The organism is Streptomyces sp. NPDC001848 (genome assembly GCF_042891915.1).
GTDB lineage: Bacteria > Actinomycetota > Actinomycetes > Streptomycetales > Streptomycetaceae > Streptomyces.
The window spans coordinates 88,701-105,170 of sequence record NZ_JBIATP010000003.1; the positions used below are offsets into that span (position 1 = coordinate 88,701).

The following is a 16,470-nucleotide window of genomic DNA, read 5'->3' on the forward strand; positions in this document are numbered from 1 at the left end:
CCCTCCTGCCCATCTGCCCTTCCGTGGCGCACGACACAGGACGATGGACAAGTTTTTCCCAAAGCAATGATCGATGCGGCTGGTGCCTACGTACTTCCTGCTGTAAAAGCCGCTCGTGCATGGAGGCAGCATGCCCATATCCCGCAACATCGCAGGAACCCTCGTCGTGGCCGGGGCGCTGGGCCTGACCCTCACCGCCCTCGCCTACCCCGCCATGCTCGGCGTCCGGACCACGGCCGGCTCTCCGGACCGTGTCATCGCCAACACCCGGTACGGACCGCTGACCGAGGCCGACCGTGACTTCGTCGTCAAGGTGCGTTCCGCGGGGCTGTGGGAGTACCCCCTGGGCGAGATCTCGCTGAAGAAGGGATCGTCGCCGGAGATGCGGGAAGCCGGCAAGCACCTGATCGTCGGGCACGCCGGACTCGACGAGATGTGCCGCAAGATCGCGCCCGAGCTGGGCATCACCCTGCCCAACCGGGCGACACCGCAACAGCAGCAGTTCGTGGCGACCGCGGAGGCGGCCAACGGCAAGGAGTTCGACTCCACCGCCGCCAACATCATGCGTGTGACCCACGGCCAGATCTTCCCGGTGATCGCCAAGATCCGCGCCACCACCAAGAACACCCTGGTGCGTCAGCTCGCCGACCTGGCCAACGACACCGTCCTCGATCACCTCACCATGATGGAGAAGACGGGCACGGTCAATTTCGACCAGGCCAACTTCCAGCAGACCACCCCGCCCAAGCTCCCCAAGGACCAGCTCACCCCGCCGGCGCCCCAGCCCGGAGAGCCGATGGTCGTCCTCACCCCGCGCCCGGACCTGAACATCAACACGGCCGCCCCCACGCCCAGTCCCTCGGCCAACTGACGTCCGTCCGAGCGAGTCGGCGGCGGGGGCGATCCGGACCGTCAGGCGAGCGGGTGCGGCTCCGTATCACCTTCCGCGGGTACCGGGGGCTCTCCGCCGGCCTCGTTGAAGGCGGCGAGGGCCTCGATGAGCGCCGCCCGCCGCTCCGGCGCGAGCCGTTCGACGATCGCGGCGATCTCGGCACGGCGCCGCGCGGTGACCTCCTCGACGGTCCGCCGGCCTTCCCCGGTGAGCCGCAGCAGGGTCTCGCGGCGGTCGTCGGGGTTGGTCTGCCGGTCGACGAGGCCGGCCGCGATGAGCCGGTCGACCATGCGCATGGCGGTGGAGGGGGCCACCCGCAGCAGGTCGGCCAGGGTGACCAGCTTGGTGGCTCCCCGGGTGGACAGCACGACCAGCATCCGGAACTGCGGCAGGGTCACCGGCTCCTCGACCTGGGCGAGGGAACGGGCGGCGATTCCCATCAGCAGCCGGGACGCGGTCATGACGGCTCGGGTCACCGCATCGACGTCGTCCACGCCCCGCGCGGGGCTCTCACGCTCCGGCACACGTCCTTTCTACCGCGCGCAAGGCGCCGCTCACCCACCCGACGGGACCGGATCCCCGCTCAACTCGCCGTCCCCGCCGCCGAATCCCCCGCGGGCGTTTCCGGCGAGCGTGACCGGGGGACTCGTGCCAGGCTCGAAAGGCGAGTGCGCGCCGAGCGCGACGGGCGCCGATGACGCCTGGGCGAGGAGGTTGGGCATGACGCGTGGCAGCGCCGCGGAGGCCGGCGGGTCAGGCGAGGAAGCCGTACGCGGCAACCTGCTCTTCGGTCCGCAACCCGATGTCGCGACGGCGGCCGGGTACACCGACACCCCACCGCGCATGGGTTTCTTCACGGACACCTCCGTGTGCATCGGCTGCAAGGCGTGCGAGGTGGCGTGCAAGGAGTGGAACTCCGTACCGGAGGACGGCCTGGAACTGACCGGCATGTCCTACGACAACACCCAGGGGCTGGGCGCGGACACCTGGCGGCACGTGGCGTTCATCGAGCAGCGCAAACCGCTGGGCGGTCAGGAACCCGGTGTCGGTCACCAGGACGTGGACGTCTTCGACGCCGCCCGGAGCCTCGGCACCTCCGCCTCCTCCCCGGGCCCTGGGGCCACGGCTCCCGCACCCGGCTCGGCACCCGCCGGCGCACCGGCCGGGGAGATCTCGCCCGTGTCCCCGGACGGGCGCACCGAACTGCGGTGGCTGATGGCCTCGGACGTCTGCAAGCACTGCACCCACGCGGGCTGTCTCGACGTGTGCCCGACCGGGTCGCTGTTCCGGACGGAGTTCGGCACGGTGGTGGTCCAGGAGGACGTCTGCAACGGCTGCGGGTACTGCGTGCCCGCCTGCCCGTACGGCGTCATCGACCAGCGTCCCCGGGACGGGCGGGTGTGGAAGTGCACCCTGTGCTACGACCGGCTCGGCGTCGGGATGGAACCGGCGTGCGCCAAGTCCTGCCCCACCGACTCCATCCAGTTCGGCCCGCTCGACGAGCTGCGCGAACGCGCCGCCGCCCGGGTCGCCCAGCTCCACGCCGCAGGCGTCACCGATGCCCGCCTGTACGGCGAGAGCCCGCAGGACGGTGTGGGCGGCGACGGCGCGTTCTTCCTGCTGCTGGACGAGCCGGAGGTCTACGGTCTGCCGCCCGACCCGGTCGTCACCACCCGGGACCTGCCCTCGATGTGGCGGCACGCGGCGGCGGCCGCCGGGGCGCTCGCGGCGCTGGCCGCCGTCAGCTTCGCCAGGAGGCCGCGATGACCGGATCGGACGTCACCCGCGAAGGCGTCGAAGGGGCCCGCCCCGGCCGCGAGGCGGTCACCGGCGCGCGCCCCGGACGCCGTCGGCGACGGCGCGGGCGCGGCGAGCGGTCCATGGTGCCCGAGGCGCGGTTCTCGTCGTACTACGGCAAACCGATCCTGAACAAGCCGGTCTGGAAACCCCTCGACATCGCGGGCTACCTGTACCTCGGCGGCCTCGCGGGCGCCTCGTCGCTGATCGCCGCCGGGGGCCACGCCACCGGGCGGCCGGTACTGGCCCGTACCGGCAAGCTGGGCGCAGCGGGCGCGATCTCCCTGTCGCTGGTCGCTCTCGTGCACGACCTGGGGCGCCCGGCCCGTTTCATCAACATGCTCCGCGTCTTCAAGCCGACCTCCCCGATGAACCTGGGGTCCTGGCTGCTCGCCGGCTACGCGCCGCTGACGGTGGCCGCCGCGACCGCCGACGTCACGGGCCGCTGCCGCACGGCCGGGGCCGCCGCCACGGCGGGTGCGGCCGTCCTGGGCCCGGCGGTCGCCACCTACACCGCCGTCCTGATCTCCGACACGGCGGTGCCCTCCTGGCACGAGGGCTACCGCGAGATGCCGTTCGTGTTCGCGGGGTCCGCCGCGAGCGCGGCGGCCGGACTGGGCCTGGTGGGCGCCCCGGCGGCGCAGGCGGGGCCCGCGCGCCGTATGGCGGTGCTCGGTGCCGCCCTGGAGCTGGGCGCCTTCCGGCTGATGAAGCGGCGCATGCGCCTGACGGCGGAGCCGTACGAGCAGGGCAGGCCGCGTGCGCTGCTGCGCTGTGCGGAGGCGCTCACGGCGGGCGGTGCCGCCCTCGCGGCCCTCTCGGGACGGCGACCGGGCCGCCGTCTGCCGGCGACGGCCGGCGCGACCCTGCTGGCCGGATCGGCGGCCCTGCGGTTCGCCGTGTTCCACGCCGGGGTGGCGTCCGCGGAGGACCCCAAGTACACGGTCGTACCGCAGCGGGAGCGGCTGGACGCACGCGGTCGCTGACGGTCCGCCTCCGACAGGACGGCCGTTTCCCCGGCCGTGCGACGGGTACCCAGGACCAGCCGGGCCGGAAGGAGAGTGAGCGTCATGCCCAGCCGGAGCCAGGTGTGGGAGCTGCTCTCGGACGGCCTCGACCACGAGGAGGCCGGCCGACGGCTCGGCATACCCTCGGGGCAGGCCTTCCTGATCGCGACGGGGCTGCCCGCGGACGGCGGCGACACCCTCACCACGGCGGAGCAGCACCGCCCGGGTATGCCCCAGGAGTCCACCCAGCACCTGTCCAACCCGCCGACGCAGAACCCCACCGGCAAGGAGGCGGTACGTCGGTGGGTCAAGGACCGGGCCGCCGCCGACCGCCAGATGAGGCGGGCCGCCGAGCAGCGGGATCCGCGCCCGGAAGGCGAGCGTGCCCCCGGTGACGTCCATGAGCTGACCACGGTGCTGACCCGCGACCACGACCGGGTGACGGCCCTGCTGAAGCAGGTGCAGGCACTGCCGGGCGCCAAGAAGGGCGGCTCGACGGCGCAGCGGTCGCGCAGGGGGTCCCTCGTCGGCCTGATCGCCGATGCGCTGGAGAGTCACGAGCCGGCCGAGCAGCGCCACCTCTGGCCCGCCGTACGGGACGCGCTCGACGACGGGGACCAGCTTGCGGATCAGGGACTGCAGCAGGAGCGGGAGGGCGCCGCGACCCTCACGGCCCTGAGCGAGGCGTCCCCGGACACCGAGGAGTTCGACGACCTGGTCGAGCAACTCGTGGCCCGACTGCGCCGGCACGTCGCGTTCGAGGATGCCGTCTTCGCCCGGCTACGGGAGAATCTGCCCGAGGAGGACCGCGAGCGTCTGGGGTCCGGCGTCGTCCGGGCCTGGAAGCCCGTACGACGAGGAACAGAGCGGGAGGAGTAGAGCCCATGGGCGTACGCACATGGATCGACTCCTGGCCGGTCTACCGTCAGCTCAAGGGCACCGACCCGCTGGGCCGCGGGGCCGCCGCCAAGAGTGGCACCAGCGCGCGGCTGACTCCCCGGGTCGCCACCGCCGACCGGGTGGTGAAGTCGGTGTGTCCGTACTGCGCCGTGGGCTGCGGCCAGAACGTCTACGTCCAGGACGGGCGGGTCACGCAGATCGAGGGCGATCCCGACTCCCCCATCTCCCGCGGCCGGCTGTGCCCCAAGGGCGCGGCGAGCCTTCAGCTGACCACCGGCGGCGCCCGGGAGCACCACGTGCTGTACCGGCGCCCGTACGGCACCGAGTGGGAGCGTCTGGACCTCGACACGGCGATGGACATGATCGCCGACCGGGTGATCGCGGCGCGGCGGGCCGGCTGGCAGTGGGAGGTCGACGGCACCCGCACCCGGCGCACGCTCGGCATCGCGAGCCTCGGCGGGGCCACCCTCGACAACGAAGAGAACTACCTGATCAAAAAGCTGTTCACGGCCCTGGGAGCGATCCAGATCGAGAACCAGGCACGAGTTTGACACTCCTCCACCGTTCCCGGTCTGGGAACCTCGTTCGGCCGCGGCGGCGCGACCACCTTCCAGCAGGACCTGCAGAACTCCGACTGCATCGTCATCCAGGGCTCGAACATGGCCGAGTGCCATCCGGTCGGGTTCCAGTGGGTGATGGAGGCCAAGGCCCGTGGAGCGAAGGTGATCCACGTCGACCCGCGGTTCACCCGCACCAGTGCGCTGGCCGATCTCCACGTGCCGCTGCGCGCGGGTTCGGACATCGCCTTCCTCGGCGGGATCATCAACTACGTCCTGCAGCGCGAGAAGTACTTCCGCGACTACATCGTGGCGTACACCAACGCTCCGGTGGTGCTGCGGGAGGACTTCCGGGACACCGAGGACCTCGACGGCGTCTTCTCGGGCCTGGACGCCGACAACCGCAGCTACGACAACAGCAGCTGGCAGTACGAGGGCACGGAGATCCAGGCGGCCTCGGGCGAACGTGACCAGGAGTACGAGGAGCGCACCCGTGGCGGCCGCTCGGTGTCGGAGGCGGCGCGCGGTGAGGCCCACGGTGCGGGTGGCGCCGTGATCCCGGAGGGTGAGCCCGAGCGCGACGAGACACTGACCCACCCGCGCTGTGTCTTCCAGGTGCTCAAGCGCCACTACGCCCGCTACACGCCGGAGATGGTCGAGCGGATCTGCGGGGTGCCGCAGGACCTGTTCCGCCAGGTGTGCGAACTGGTGACGGAGAACTCCGGGCGCGAGCGGACCACCGCCGTCGCCTACGCGGTCGGCTGGACCCAGCACACCGTCGGTGTCCAGTACATCCGTGCGGCCGCCGTGCTGCAGAGCCTGCTCGGCAACATCGGCCGGCCGGGTGGAGGCATCCTCGCCCTGCGCGGGCACGCCTCCATCCAGGGTTCCACCGACATCCCGACCCTGTTCAACCTGCTGCCCGGCTACATCCCGATGCCGCACGCGCACCACAACCAGGACCTCGACGCCTTCATCGAGGCGGAGGCGGCGCACAAGGGCTACTGGGGCAACATGCGCTCCTACCTGGTGAGTCTGCTCAAGGCGTACTGGGGCGATGCCGCCACCCCCGACAACGACTTCTGCTTCGACCACCTGCCGCGCCTGACGGGCTCCCACTCCACCTACGAGACGGTGATGGCCCAGCTGGAGGGAACCTGCAAGGGCTACTTCCTGATGGGCGAGAACCCGGCTGTCGGCTCGGCGAACTCCAAGATGCAGCGCCTCGGCATGGCCAACCTGGACTGGCTCGTCGTCCGCGACTTCTCCCTGATCGAGTCGGCCACCTGGTGGAAGGACGGTCCGGAGATCGAGACGCATGAGCTGCGCACGGAGGACATCCGCACCGAGGTGTTCTTCCTGCCGGCCGCCGCGCACACCGAGAAGGACGGCACCTTCACCAACACCCAGCGTCTGCTGCAGTGGCACCACCAGGCCGTCGAACCGCCCGGCGAGGCGCGCAGCGACCTGTGGTTCACGTACCACCTCGGCCGCATCATCCGGGAGAAGCTCGCCGGGTCGGCCGACGAGATGGACCGCCCGGTGCTCGACCTGACCTGGAACTACCCCACCAAGGGCGAGCACGCCGAACCCGAGGCGGAGGCCGTCCTCGCGGAGATCAACGGCTACGACGCCGAGGGCAACCCGCTGGCCTCCTACGAGCAGCTGAACGACGACGGCTCCACCGCCTGCGGCTGCTGGATCTACTGCGGGGTGTACGCCGACGGCGTGAACCAGGCGGCGCGCCGAAAGCCGGGCAAGCAGCAGAACTGGGTGGCGAACGAGTGGGGCTGGGCCTGGCCCGCCAACCGCCGCATCCTGTACAACCGGGCCTCCGCCGACCCGGACGGCAAGCCGTGGAGCGAGCGCAAGGCACTGGTGTGGTGGGACGAGGACAAGGCGCTGTGGGTGGGCCACGACATCCCGGATTTCGCGAACAACAAGTCGCCGCACCACCAGCCACCGCCGGACGCCACGGGCGCCGAGGCGTTGTCGGGCACCGACGCGTTCATCATGCAGGCCGACGGCAAGGCCTGGCTGTTCGTGCCGTCCGGGCTCACCGACGGGCCGCTGCCCACCCACTACGAGCCGCAGGACTCGCCCTTCACCAACCTGCTGTACCCCCAGCAGCGCAACCCGGTACGGCAGTTGCTGCCGACGCACCCGGACAACCGCTACCAGCCCAGCGGCGACGAGCCGGGTACGGACGTGTTCCCCTACGTCGCCACCACCTACCGGCTCACCGAGCACCACACCGCGGGCGGCATGTCCCGCTGGCAGCCCTACCTGGCCGAACTCCAGCCGGAGTTCTTCTGCGAGGTGTCACCCGAACTCGCCGCCGAGCGCGGTCTGGAGCACACCGGCTGGGCGACGATCGTCAGCGCCCGGAACGTCATCGAGGCGCGGGTGCTGGTGACCGACCGGGTGCCGCCGCTGACCGTGCACGGCCGCACCCTGCACCAGGTCGGTCTGCCCTACCACTGGGGACCGAACGGCTACACCACGGGCGACGCGGCCAACGAGCTGCTGCACATGTCCCTCGACCCCAACACCCACATCCAGGAGACGAAGGCGTTCGCCGTCGACATCCGGCCCGGGCGCCGTCCCAGGGGCCCGGCGGCCGTCGAGCTGGTGCGTGCCTACCGGGCCCGGGCGGGCATCGACGACCAGACCGGTACGGAGGTCTGACCACCGCCGTGGACGCTCACTTCAGCACCACCGAGTGCGCGCCGCGCGGCACGAGCTCCCCGATCACCGGCGCGCCGGGTACCTCCCCGGCGACGAGCAGGCCGCCGGAGGTCTGCGCGTCGGCCAGCAGCAGCCGGGTGTCGGCGTCCGTGTCCCCGAAGTCGGTGTGCGGGGTGACCCAGTCGAGGTTGCGCCGGGTGCCGCCACTGACGTAACCCTCCCGTACGGCCTCGCGGGCACCGTCGAGGTAGGGCACGACGGAGGTGTCGACCACGGCGGTCACACCCGACGCCCGCGCCAGCTTGTGCAGATGGCCGAGCAGGCCGAAGCCGGTCACGTCGGTGGCACAGGTCGCGCCGGCGTCCAGGGCGGCGGCGGCCGCGTCGCGGTTGAGGGTCACCATCGTGGCGACGGCCTGCTCGAAGCGCTCGCCGGTCGTCTTGTGACGGTTGTTCAGCACACCCAGGCCGAGCGGCTTGGTCAGCGACAGCGGCAGTCCCGGCCGGCCGGTGTCGTTGCGCAGCAGCCGCTCGGGGTCGGCGACACCGGTGACGGCCATGCCGTACTTGGGTTCCGGGTCGTCCACGCTGTGCCCGCCGCCGACGTGGCAGCCGGCCTCGGTGGCGATGTCCAGTCCGCCGCGCAGCACCTCGCGGGCCAGGTCGAACGGGAGCCGGTCGCGCGGCCAGGCCAGGAGGTTCACGGCGAGCACGGGCCGGCCGCCCATCGCGTACACGTCGGACAGGGCGTTGGCGGCGGCGATGCGCCCCCAGTCGTAGGGGTCGTCCACGACCGGGGTGAAGAAGTCGGCCGTGCAGACGATCGCCGTTCCCCGGTGGGTGACCACGGCCGCGTCGTCACCGGTGGCGAGGCCGACCAGCAGCGGGGTGTCGCCCCCGGCGAGCGGTGGCGCGGTCAGCCCCGCGACCACCTCCTCCAGCTCGCCGGGCGGGATCTTGCAGGCGCAGCCGCCGCCATGGGCGAACTGCGTGAGGCGGACGGTTGCCTGGCGGGTCGGTGTCATACCTGTCTCCTGGGGCACTAGCCTGGCGTGCGGTGGAGGCGTGTGGGTGCCTGGTGGCCCTCCCGGTCTTCAAAACCGAGGTGCCCGAGGATCTCGGGCAGGCGGGTTCGATTCCCGTCCGCCTCCGTTGTCCGACGCGGGCCGACAGCGTCGGTGCTGGTCGTCCACCCGCTCGGTGTGTCCCTGGGCGTCCAGCAGTTCCAGAAGCGGCACGGCCACCCTGCGCGTGGTGTCCAGGGCGCGGCGGGCCTCGCTGAGCGTGAACGGCTGGGGCAGCCCGCGCAGTACGGCGGCGGCCCGGGCGTCCGCTCCCGGAAGGAGCACGATGCCGTCGGCCACCGCCAGCAGCGCACCCGCCGAGACGGCGGCGGCCACCGCCTTGCGGGTGAGCCCGAGTTCCTTCAGCCGGTCGGCCTCCGGCGCGCGGAACGGCGTCCGCGTCAGCTCGCTTCGTACGGCGTCGACGGCGGCCTGGAGGGGCGGCGGCAGTGTCGGCCGGACGCTGCGAGGGCTGTACAACCGGCCGTTGCGGCACAGGAGTCGGGACCGGCCCGGGGACCCGGCGAGCGCGTCCACCAACGTCCGGTCGGGCAGGCCGAGCAGGCGCCGGGCCGCCTCGGTGGGCAGGCCCGGTTCCAGTGGGTGCTCCTCGGCGTACCGCTGCACCTCGACAACCAGACGTTCCCGCAGCCCCGCCCAGTGGGCGTCGTCGGCCAGCCACTCCCCGGCGACCGGCGCGGTGGGCGGCGGCACTCCCATCGCCAGCAACTCCGAGCGGCGGACGAGCCGTCGGCGCCGCAGCTCCCCGGGGCCGTCCGGGCGGCCGGTCATGGCGGCCAGCTCCCCCGCTCTGGCCCGTCCCGCGCCCCGCCGGGCCAGTCGCGGGGGGCGTACGTCGAGCACGGTCACCCCGCACGGCGTGCGCTGCCCGCCCGGCTCCCGCAGCACGGCCCGGTCCCCGACGCGCAGGGGCAGCGCGCGGTGCAGGGTCAGCCGGGCGGTGTCCTCGCCCAGCGGGCGGACCGTCGCCGGGACGGCGGCCGTACCGATGTGGAGGGTCACCGTGCGGGGCAGGTCGGCGACCGGTTCGCCGGTGACACGCACGTCCACCAGGCCGGTGAGCAGCCAGCGGTCCGGTGTCAGCAGCACCTGCCCGCGCCGCAGGACACCGTCCACGGAGCCGTGCACATTGACCGCGACCCGCGCCACGCCGCTGACGGCGGACCGTTCCTCGTGCAGGCACTGCAGCCCCCGCACCTTCAGCGGGGTCGCGCCGTCGCCCGTCACCAGCCGGTCACCGGCGCGCAGGGTGCCCGCGCCGAGCGTGCCGGTCACCACGGTGCCGTGACCGCGTATGGTGAAGGCGCGGTCCAGCCACAGTCGCACGTCCGCGTCCGCCGGCGGCACCGGCAGCGATCGCGCCAACCGGGTCAGTTCCGCGCGCAGTTCGTCCAGTCCGGCGCCGGTCACCGCGCTGACCGCCACGGACGGCACCGTGCCCAGGGAGGTGGCGGCCAGGCGCTTCACGGCGTCGGCGCGCACGGGCCCGGGGTCGGCCAGGTCGCTGCGGGTCACCGCGAGCACGGCGTGCCGTACCCCGAGCGCGTCGAGGATCGCCAGGTGCTCCTCGGACTGGGGCTGCCAGCCCTGGTCGGCGGCCACGACGAACAGCACGGCGGGCACGGGTCCGACCCCGGCCAGCATGGTGGCGACGAACCTCTCGTGTCCCGGCACGTCCACGAAGGCAAGGTGCTCCCCGTCCGCGCCCAGCCGGGTCCACACGAAACCGAGGTCGAGGGTGAGCCCCCTGCGCCGCTCCTCCTCGAAGCGGTCGGGTTCCATCCCGGTCAACGCCCGCACCAGGGCGGACTTGCCGTGGTCGACGTGCCCGGCGGTGGCCAGCACCCGCATGTCCCCTACCTCCCCGCCGCAGAGCGCACGGCCTCGGCCAGCCGCTCGTCGTCCTCCGGTGGCACCGCCCGCAGGTCGAGCAGACAGCGCCCCGCCTCCAGACGCCCGACCACGGGGACGCGGCTGGTGCGCAGCGCGGCGGCGTACGACTCGGGCAGGGACAGGGCGGCGCTGGGCAGCGTCACGCCGGGCGCGCCCCCGCCTCCCACGGTCGCCGCGCTCTCGACGGCGTGCACGTCGATGCCGTCGGCGCTCAGCGCCTCGGTGAGCCGATCGGCGCGCGCCATCAGCTGTTCGGGCTCGGCGGCCAGGGCGGCGGCGGTCGGGGTCCGCGGGCCGGTGAGGGTGGCGTGAAGGGCGGCAAGGGTCAGCTTGTCCACGCGCAGGGCGCGGGCCAGGGGGTGCCGGGAGACCGCGCGGACCAACTCCCCGTCGCCGAGGAGCAGTCCGCACTGCGGGCCGCCGAGCAGTTTGTCGCCGCTCGCGGTGACAAGTGAGGCGCCCGCCCGCAACTGGGTCTCGGCGTCGGGCTCGTCGGGGAGCAGCGGGTGGGGGGCGAGCAGTCCGGAGCCGATGTCGGAGACCACCGGGACGCCCAGCGGCGCCAGTTCACCGACATCGGCGGCGCGGGTGAAGCCGGTGACGCGGAAGTTCGAGGGGTGCACCTTCAGCACGAACCCCGTCTGGGGTCCGATCGCGGCGGCGTAGTCCGCGGCGATCGTGCGGTTGGTGGTGCCCACCTCACGGAGCCGGGCCCCGGTGGAGACCAGGAGGTCCGGGAGCCGGAAACCGTCGCCGATCTCCACCATCTCCCCCCGGCTGATGACGATCTCCTTGCCGGCGGCGAGCGCGGTGGCGACCAGGACCAGCGCGGCGGCACCGTTGTTGACGACGTGCGCCGCGGCGGCGGACGGCACCCGGTCGCACAGCGCCTTCAGAGCCGTGCGCCCGCGGCGGGCCCGGACGCCGGTGCGCAGGTCCAGTTCGACGTCCGTGGGCCCGGCGGCCTCCAGCACCGCCTGCCGGGCCGCCGCGGACAGAGACGCCCGGCCGAGGTTGGTGTGCAGCACGACGCCGGTGGCGTTGATCACCGGCCGGAGGCCGCCCGAAGTGCCCGGGAGCAGGGCGAGGGCCGCGTCCCGCACCCGCTCCGGCGGGATGCCGCCGTCACGCGCCTGCTCCTGCGCCCGCCGCACCGCCGCCTTCACCACGCGCGGTCCCAGCCGGCCCACCGCGTCCGCCAGGCGCGGATCGCTCAGCAGGGTGTCGGTGCGGGGAATGCGCCGTCGCGCGTCGACGGCACCCCTCTCCCGGGGCGCGTGTCCGACGCCGGACGCGACCACCCCGGTCCCGTCGCCGGCCTCCCGCGGTCTGCCCCGCTGCTCCATACGGCCCCTGCCTCTCCGGCCCGTGTCCGAGGAAAACCCATCGTCTCCCAGTGCCCACGGCGGCCCGCTCGACACGCCGGGAGAACCGGGCCGGGGGTGGTGCGGAGTAGCCCGGCATGCGCGCTCCGCGCCCGGGGGCGAGGCTGGTGCCATGGCCGAGCATCGCGTGATCGTGTACCCGCCGAGCGAGAACGGCGGCCGGCGTGTGCGCGCGGACGGCGAGATCCTCGGCACCGCCTATTCCCTGCACGACTTGACGGTCTTCCTGCAGCACGCCGGGCTGGAGGGCGTGGACGAGGTGGACGTGGCCGAGTCGCCCTTGATCGAGTGGCACGGCGGCGGTCCGGAGGTGTGGGAGAGAGAGCGCTGACCGCTGCAGATCAGTCGTTCCTGGTACGCACCGCGGTGCTATGAAGGGAACATGAGGGTACGTTTCGGACGAGACCGGACCCCAGACGCGGCCCCCGCCCACCGGACGCGCGCGTGAGCGTCGCAGTTCCCTGCTGAACCCGCACAGCGCGGCCGGGCAGGTGTTCCTCCTTGAGATCGTGATCGTGGTGCTGCTGGTCGTGGCCGCGATGGCGACTGTGGTGCTCCAGGCGGCGCGGGACGCGCTGCAGCAGGGGCGCCGCGTGTCGGTCGTCGCGGCCCAGTCGTTCGCGAACGCGCCCGGTGTGGCCCAGGCGCTGCGCAGCCGGGACCCGACGGCGGTCCTGCAGCCGCGGGCGGAGGTGGCGCGCAAGAAGGCGGGCGTGGACTTCGTCGTGGTCATGAACACCAAGGGCATTCGTTACACGTACCCCTACCCGAAGGAGATCGGGAAGAAGTTCGTCGGGACGATAAAGCCGGCGCTGCATGGCCATACCGTCATCGAACAGGCCGGTGGGCCGCCCGTTCCCGCCGGCAGGGGGACGGACGTGCAGGCCGTGGTCCCGGTGAACGACTCGCACGGCAGGGTCGTCGGCCTGGTGTCGGCCGGGATCACGGTCAAGAACGTGTCGCGCCTGTGGATGCCGCAGCTGCCGATCATCCTCGGTACCGGCGCGGCGACGCTCGCACTGGCCGCGACGGGGACCACGCTGGCGTCCCGGCGGCTGCTGCGGCAGACACACGGTCTGGCTCCGGTGGAGCTGGCGCGGCTGTACGAGCACCACGACGCGGTGCTGCACGCGGTGCGGGAAGGGGTGCTCATCACCACCCCCGACGGACGGCTGCTGCTGGCCAACGACGAGGCGAGGCGGCTGCTGGGCCTGCCGGAGGAGGCGCAGGGGCGACCGGTGCGCGAGCTCGGCCTGCCGGAGCAGATCACGCGGCTGCTGATCTCGCCTGACGTGGTGACCGACGAGGTGTATCTCGCGCAGGACCGGCTGCTGGCCGTGAACAAGCGGCCCACGTTTCCGCACGGGGACCCGGGAGGCAGCGTGGTGACGCTGCGGGACACCACGGAGCTGGCGGCGGTCTCGGGGCGGGCGGAGGTGGCGCGGGAGCGGCTGAAGCTCCTCTACGAGGCGGGGTTGCGGATCGGGACGACGCTCGATGTGGGGCGTACGGCGCAGGAGCTGGCGGACGTGGCGGTGCCGCAGTTCGCCGACGTCGTCACCGTCGATCTGTTGGATGCCGTGCTGCGCGGTTGGGAGCCGACGGCGGAGGGGTGGCGGCATCTGCGGCGTACGGCGATCAGCGGGGACCGGCAGGTGATACCGGTGTACCGGGTGGGCGAGATGATCACGTTCTCGCCGGGAACCCCGCAGATGCACGCGCTCCAGCAGGGTCGGGGGATGGTGGAGCCGGACCTGTGGCACGCGCACGGCTGGCGCGCGCAGGACCCGCAACGCGCCCGCAAGTCGCTCGAACTCGGGCTGCACTCGCTGGTGACCATGCCGCTGCGAGCGCGGAACGTGCCGCTCGGCGTGGTGAACTTCTACCGGATGACGGACTCCCCCGCGTTCGAGCCGGACGACCTGTCCTTCGCGGAGGAGCTGGCCGCGCGGGCGGCGGTGGCCATCGACAACGCCCGGCGGTTCACCCGGGAGCACGCGATGGCGGTGACGCTGCAGCGCAGTCTGCTGCCGCGGGGGCACCCGGAGCAGGACGCGCTGGAGGTGGCCTGGCGGTATCTGCCGGCGGCGACGGGGGTGGGCGGCGACTGGTTCGACGTCATCCCGCTGCCGGGCGCACGTGTGGCGCTGGCGATGGGTGACGTCGTCGGTCACGGACTGCACGCGGCGGCGACGATGGGGCGGCTGCGCACCGCGGTCCACAACTTCTCCACGCTCGATCTCCCGGTGGACGAGGTGCTGGGGAACCTGGACGACCTGGTCGCCCGCATGGACGACGAGGAGGACGCCGCCGGGGCCGCCGACGGCCACGAAGGCGAGAGGGTGACGGGAGCGACCTGTCTGTACGCGATCTACGACCCCGTGACGGGCGCGTGCACGGTGGCCCGGGCCGGGCACCCCGAACCGGTGGTGGTGCGTCCGGACGGAACCGTCACCTGTCCCGGCGTGCCGGCGTCGGCACCGCTCGGCCTGGGCGGTTACCCCTTCGAAACCGCCGAGCTGCGCTTGAGCGAGGGTTCCCAACTGGTGCTCTACACCGACGGTCTGGTGGAGGAACGCGCCCGTGACATCGACGTCGGCCTGGACCGGCTGCGCCGGGCGTTGGGCGGGGGCGCAGGACGCACTCCGGAGGAGGCGTGCCAGGCGGTGATCGATGCGTTGGGGCCGACGTCCCCCGCCGACGACATCGCCCTGCTGGTGGCGCGTACCCGGCTGCTCCCGCGCTCGTGCGTGGCCGAGTGGGGCGTGCCGTCGGACCCGGCGGTCGTGTCCTCGGTCCGGACACAGTGCAGGGACAAGTTGCGGGAGTGGGGGCTGGAGGAGACCGGGTTCACCACGGAGCTGATCATCAGCGAGCTGGTCACCAACGCGATTCGGTACGGGTCACCACCGGTGTCCGTGCGGCTGCTGTACGGGCGCTGCCTGATCTGCGAGGTGGCGGACGGCAGCAGCACCTCGCCGCGGCTGCGGCGGGCGGCGACCACGGACGAAGGCGGACGGGGACTGTTCCTGGTGGCGCAGTTCGCCCAGCGGTGGGGGACGCGCTACACAGCCCGGGGAAAGGTCATCTGGGCGGAAATGGCCCTTCACGAAGGCGCCTCCGCCGCAACGGACCGGACGCCGACCGACGTCCTCCTGGAACAGTTCGGCGACGCCGCCCTGTGAGAGCGGGTCCGGTGCCGCGGCACCTGTTGCCCGACCGCACTGGCATCAGGGACGGCACACGCCCGAGGATGACCGGGTGAAGACACCGTTCGGCCGCCCGAGCCTGCGGCCCCATCTGCCGTACCTGCAGCGTGCCGCACCCCCGCGGGGCGCACTGACCGCCCACTTCCTCGGCACCAGCTCCGTCCTGCTGTCGGACGGTGAGACGCGCCTCCTCATGGACGGGTTCGTGACCCGGCCGCGCCTGCTGCGCGTGGCTCTGGGCCGCATCGCGCCCGACCGGACGCTGGTCCGGGAGGCCATCGAGCGGCTGGGCGTGGACGCCCTCGCCGCCGTGGTGTGCGCGCACTCCCACTACGACCACGCCCTCGACGCCCCGCTGTGGGCCCTGGAAACCGGTGCCGAGCTGGTCGGGTCGTGGTCCACCGCGAACCTCGGGCGCGGTCAGGGGGTCCCCGCACGGTCGCTGCGGGTCGTCGAGGACGGTGACAGCCTCACCTACGGCAGCTTCGACCTCACCTTCCTGACCTCCCTGCACAGTCCCGGCGACCACTATCCGGGGAGCGTCGACCGCCCCCTCGTCCCGCCCGCTCGCGCCAGTGCCTGGAGGACCGGCACCGTCTACTCGGTCCTGGTCGCCCATCCCCGCGGCCGTCTGCTGCTGCACGCCAGCGCCAACCATCGGCCGGGCGCGCTGCGCGGTCACCGCGCCGACGTCGTCTACCTGGGCATCGGCAGCCTGGGCAAGCAGCCCGCCGCCTTCCTCGAGACGTACTGGGACGAGGTGGTCATCGCCACCGGAGCCCGTCGCGTCGTCCTCGTCCACTGGGATGACTTCTTCACCGGTCTCAAGCGCCCGTTGCGGCCCATGCCCTACCTGTTCGACGACCTCGACACGACCATGAGCCGACTGCTGCCCCTGGCACGCCGTGACACCGTCGACGTCGTCCTGCCCACCGCCTGGCAACCGAGCGATCCCTTCGCCGACCTCGCATGACGCGGGCACGGGGAGGGCGGCGGGGCCCACCGGAAGATCGCCGGCTTGGGACACCAGGCCCTGTCGTCACATGGCCGTGGTCCAG

The 16,470-nt window shown here is 72.8% G+C and carries 11 protein-coding genes, 1 tRNA gene and 1 pseudogene; 9 read left to right on the forward strand and 4 right to left on the reverse strand.

What is annotated here, in order from left to right; all coding sequences use genetic code 11:
- Positions 1–130 precede the first annotated feature (130 nt).
- A complete protein-coding gene (locus ACFYZJ_RS06560; RefSeq protein ID WP_388563544.1) occupies positions 131–871 on the forward strand; it encodes a DUF4142 domain-containing protein in 741 nt (246 codons plus the stop codon).
- Between the two features lie 41 nt (positions 872–912).
- Here ACFYZJ_RS06560 and ACFYZJ_RS06565 read toward each other — a convergent pair whose 3' ends face one another.
- A complete protein-coding gene (locus ACFYZJ_RS06565) occupies positions 913–1,416 on the reverse strand; it encodes a MarR family winged helix-turn-helix transcriptional regulator (RefSeq protein ID WP_388563546.1) in 504 nt (167 codons plus the stop codon).
- 196 nt (positions 1,417–1,612) lie between these two features.
- Here ACFYZJ_RS06565 and ACFYZJ_RS06570 point away from each other — a divergent pair, with 196 nt between their 5' ends.
- The 4 genes from ACFYZJ_RS06570 (at position 1,613) to fdh (ending at position 7,841) form a co-directional block, all read left to right on the forward strand.
- A complete protein-coding gene (locus ACFYZJ_RS06570) occupies positions 1,613–2,659 on the forward strand; it encodes a 4Fe-4S dicluster domain-containing protein (RefSeq protein WP_388563548.1) in 1,047 nt (348 codons plus the stop codon).
- Positions 2,656–3,675, forward strand: coding sequence for an NrfD/PsrC family molybdoenzyme membrane anchor subunit (nrfD, locus tag ACFYZJ_RS06575; protein WP_388563550.1), 1,020 nt, complete (start codon positions 2,656–2,658; stop codon positions 3,673–3,675). Before ACFYZJ_RS06570 ends, nrfD begins: the two co-directional genes overlap by 4 nt.
- Before the next feature lie 84 nt (positions 3,676–3,759).
- Complete coding sequence (locus ACFYZJ_RS06580) at positions 3,760–4,575, forward strand: hemerythrin domain-containing protein (protein WP_388563552.1); 816 nt, start codon at positions 3,760–3,762, stop codon at positions 4,573–4,575.
- 5 nt (positions 4,576–4,580) lie between these two features.
- A complete protein-coding gene (gene fdh, locus ACFYZJ_RS06585) occupies positions 4,581–7,841 on the forward strand; it encodes a formate dehydrogenase (protein ID WP_388563554.1) in 3,261 nt (1,086 codons plus the stop codon).
- A gap of 16 nt (positions 7,842–7,857) precedes the next feature.
- Here fdh and selD read toward each other — a convergent pair whose 3' ends face one another.
- Entirely contained in the window at positions 7,858–8,865 is a 1,008-nt protein-coding gene (selD, locus tag ACFYZJ_RS06590; RefSeq protein WP_388563556.1) for a selenide, water dikinase SelD, read from the reverse strand.
- Between the two features lie 34 nt (positions 8,866–8,899).
- Between selD and ACFYZJ_RS06595 the strand changes: the two genes are divergently transcribed.
- Positions 8,900–8,992, forward strand: a tRNA-Sec gene (locus ACFYZJ_RS06595).
- 35 nt (positions 8,993–9,027) lie between these two features.
- Here ACFYZJ_RS06595 and ACFYZJ_RS06600 read toward each other — a convergent pair.
- Positions 9,028–10,776 (reverse strand): annotated as a pseudogene (locus tag ACFYZJ_RS06600) (SelB C-terminal domain-containing protein); the annotation flags it as partial.
- A 5-nt stretch (positions 10,777–10,781) separates the two neighbouring features.
- Positions 10,782–12,164 (reverse strand): L-seryl-tRNA(Sec) selenium transferase, encoded by a 1,383-nt coding sequence (gene selA, locus ACFYZJ_RS06605; RefSeq protein WP_388563558.1) that lies wholly within the window; start codon positions 12,162–12,164, stop codon positions 10,782–10,784.
- A gap of 151 nt (positions 12,165–12,315) precedes the next feature.
- On the opposite strand from selA, the gene ACFYZJ_RS06610 reads away from it, so the two are divergent.
- From ACFYZJ_RS06610 to ACFYZJ_RS06620, 3 genes are all read left to right on the forward strand, one after another.
- Positions 12,316–12,534 carry a hypothetical protein gene (locus ACFYZJ_RS06610; protein WP_388563560.1) on the forward strand — a complete coding sequence of 73 codons (219 nt, stop codon included), beginning with the start codon at positions 12,316–12,318 and terminating at the stop codon, positions 12,532–12,534.
- Between the two features lie 160 nt (positions 12,535–12,694).
- Positions 12,695–15,388, forward strand: a complete 2,694-nt coding sequence (locus ACFYZJ_RS06615) for a SpoIIE family protein phosphatase (protein WP_388563562.1) — start codon at positions 12,695–12,697, stop codon at positions 15,386–15,388.
- 76 nt (positions 15,389–15,464) lie between these two features.
- Positions 15,465–16,385: an MBL fold metallo-hydrolase gene (locus ACFYZJ_RS06620; protein ID WP_388563564.1), complete on the forward strand. Its 921-nt coding sequence runs from the start codon at positions 15,465–15,467 to the stop codon at positions 16,383–16,385.
- The last annotated feature ends 85 nt before the right edge of the window (positions 16,386–16,470 follow it).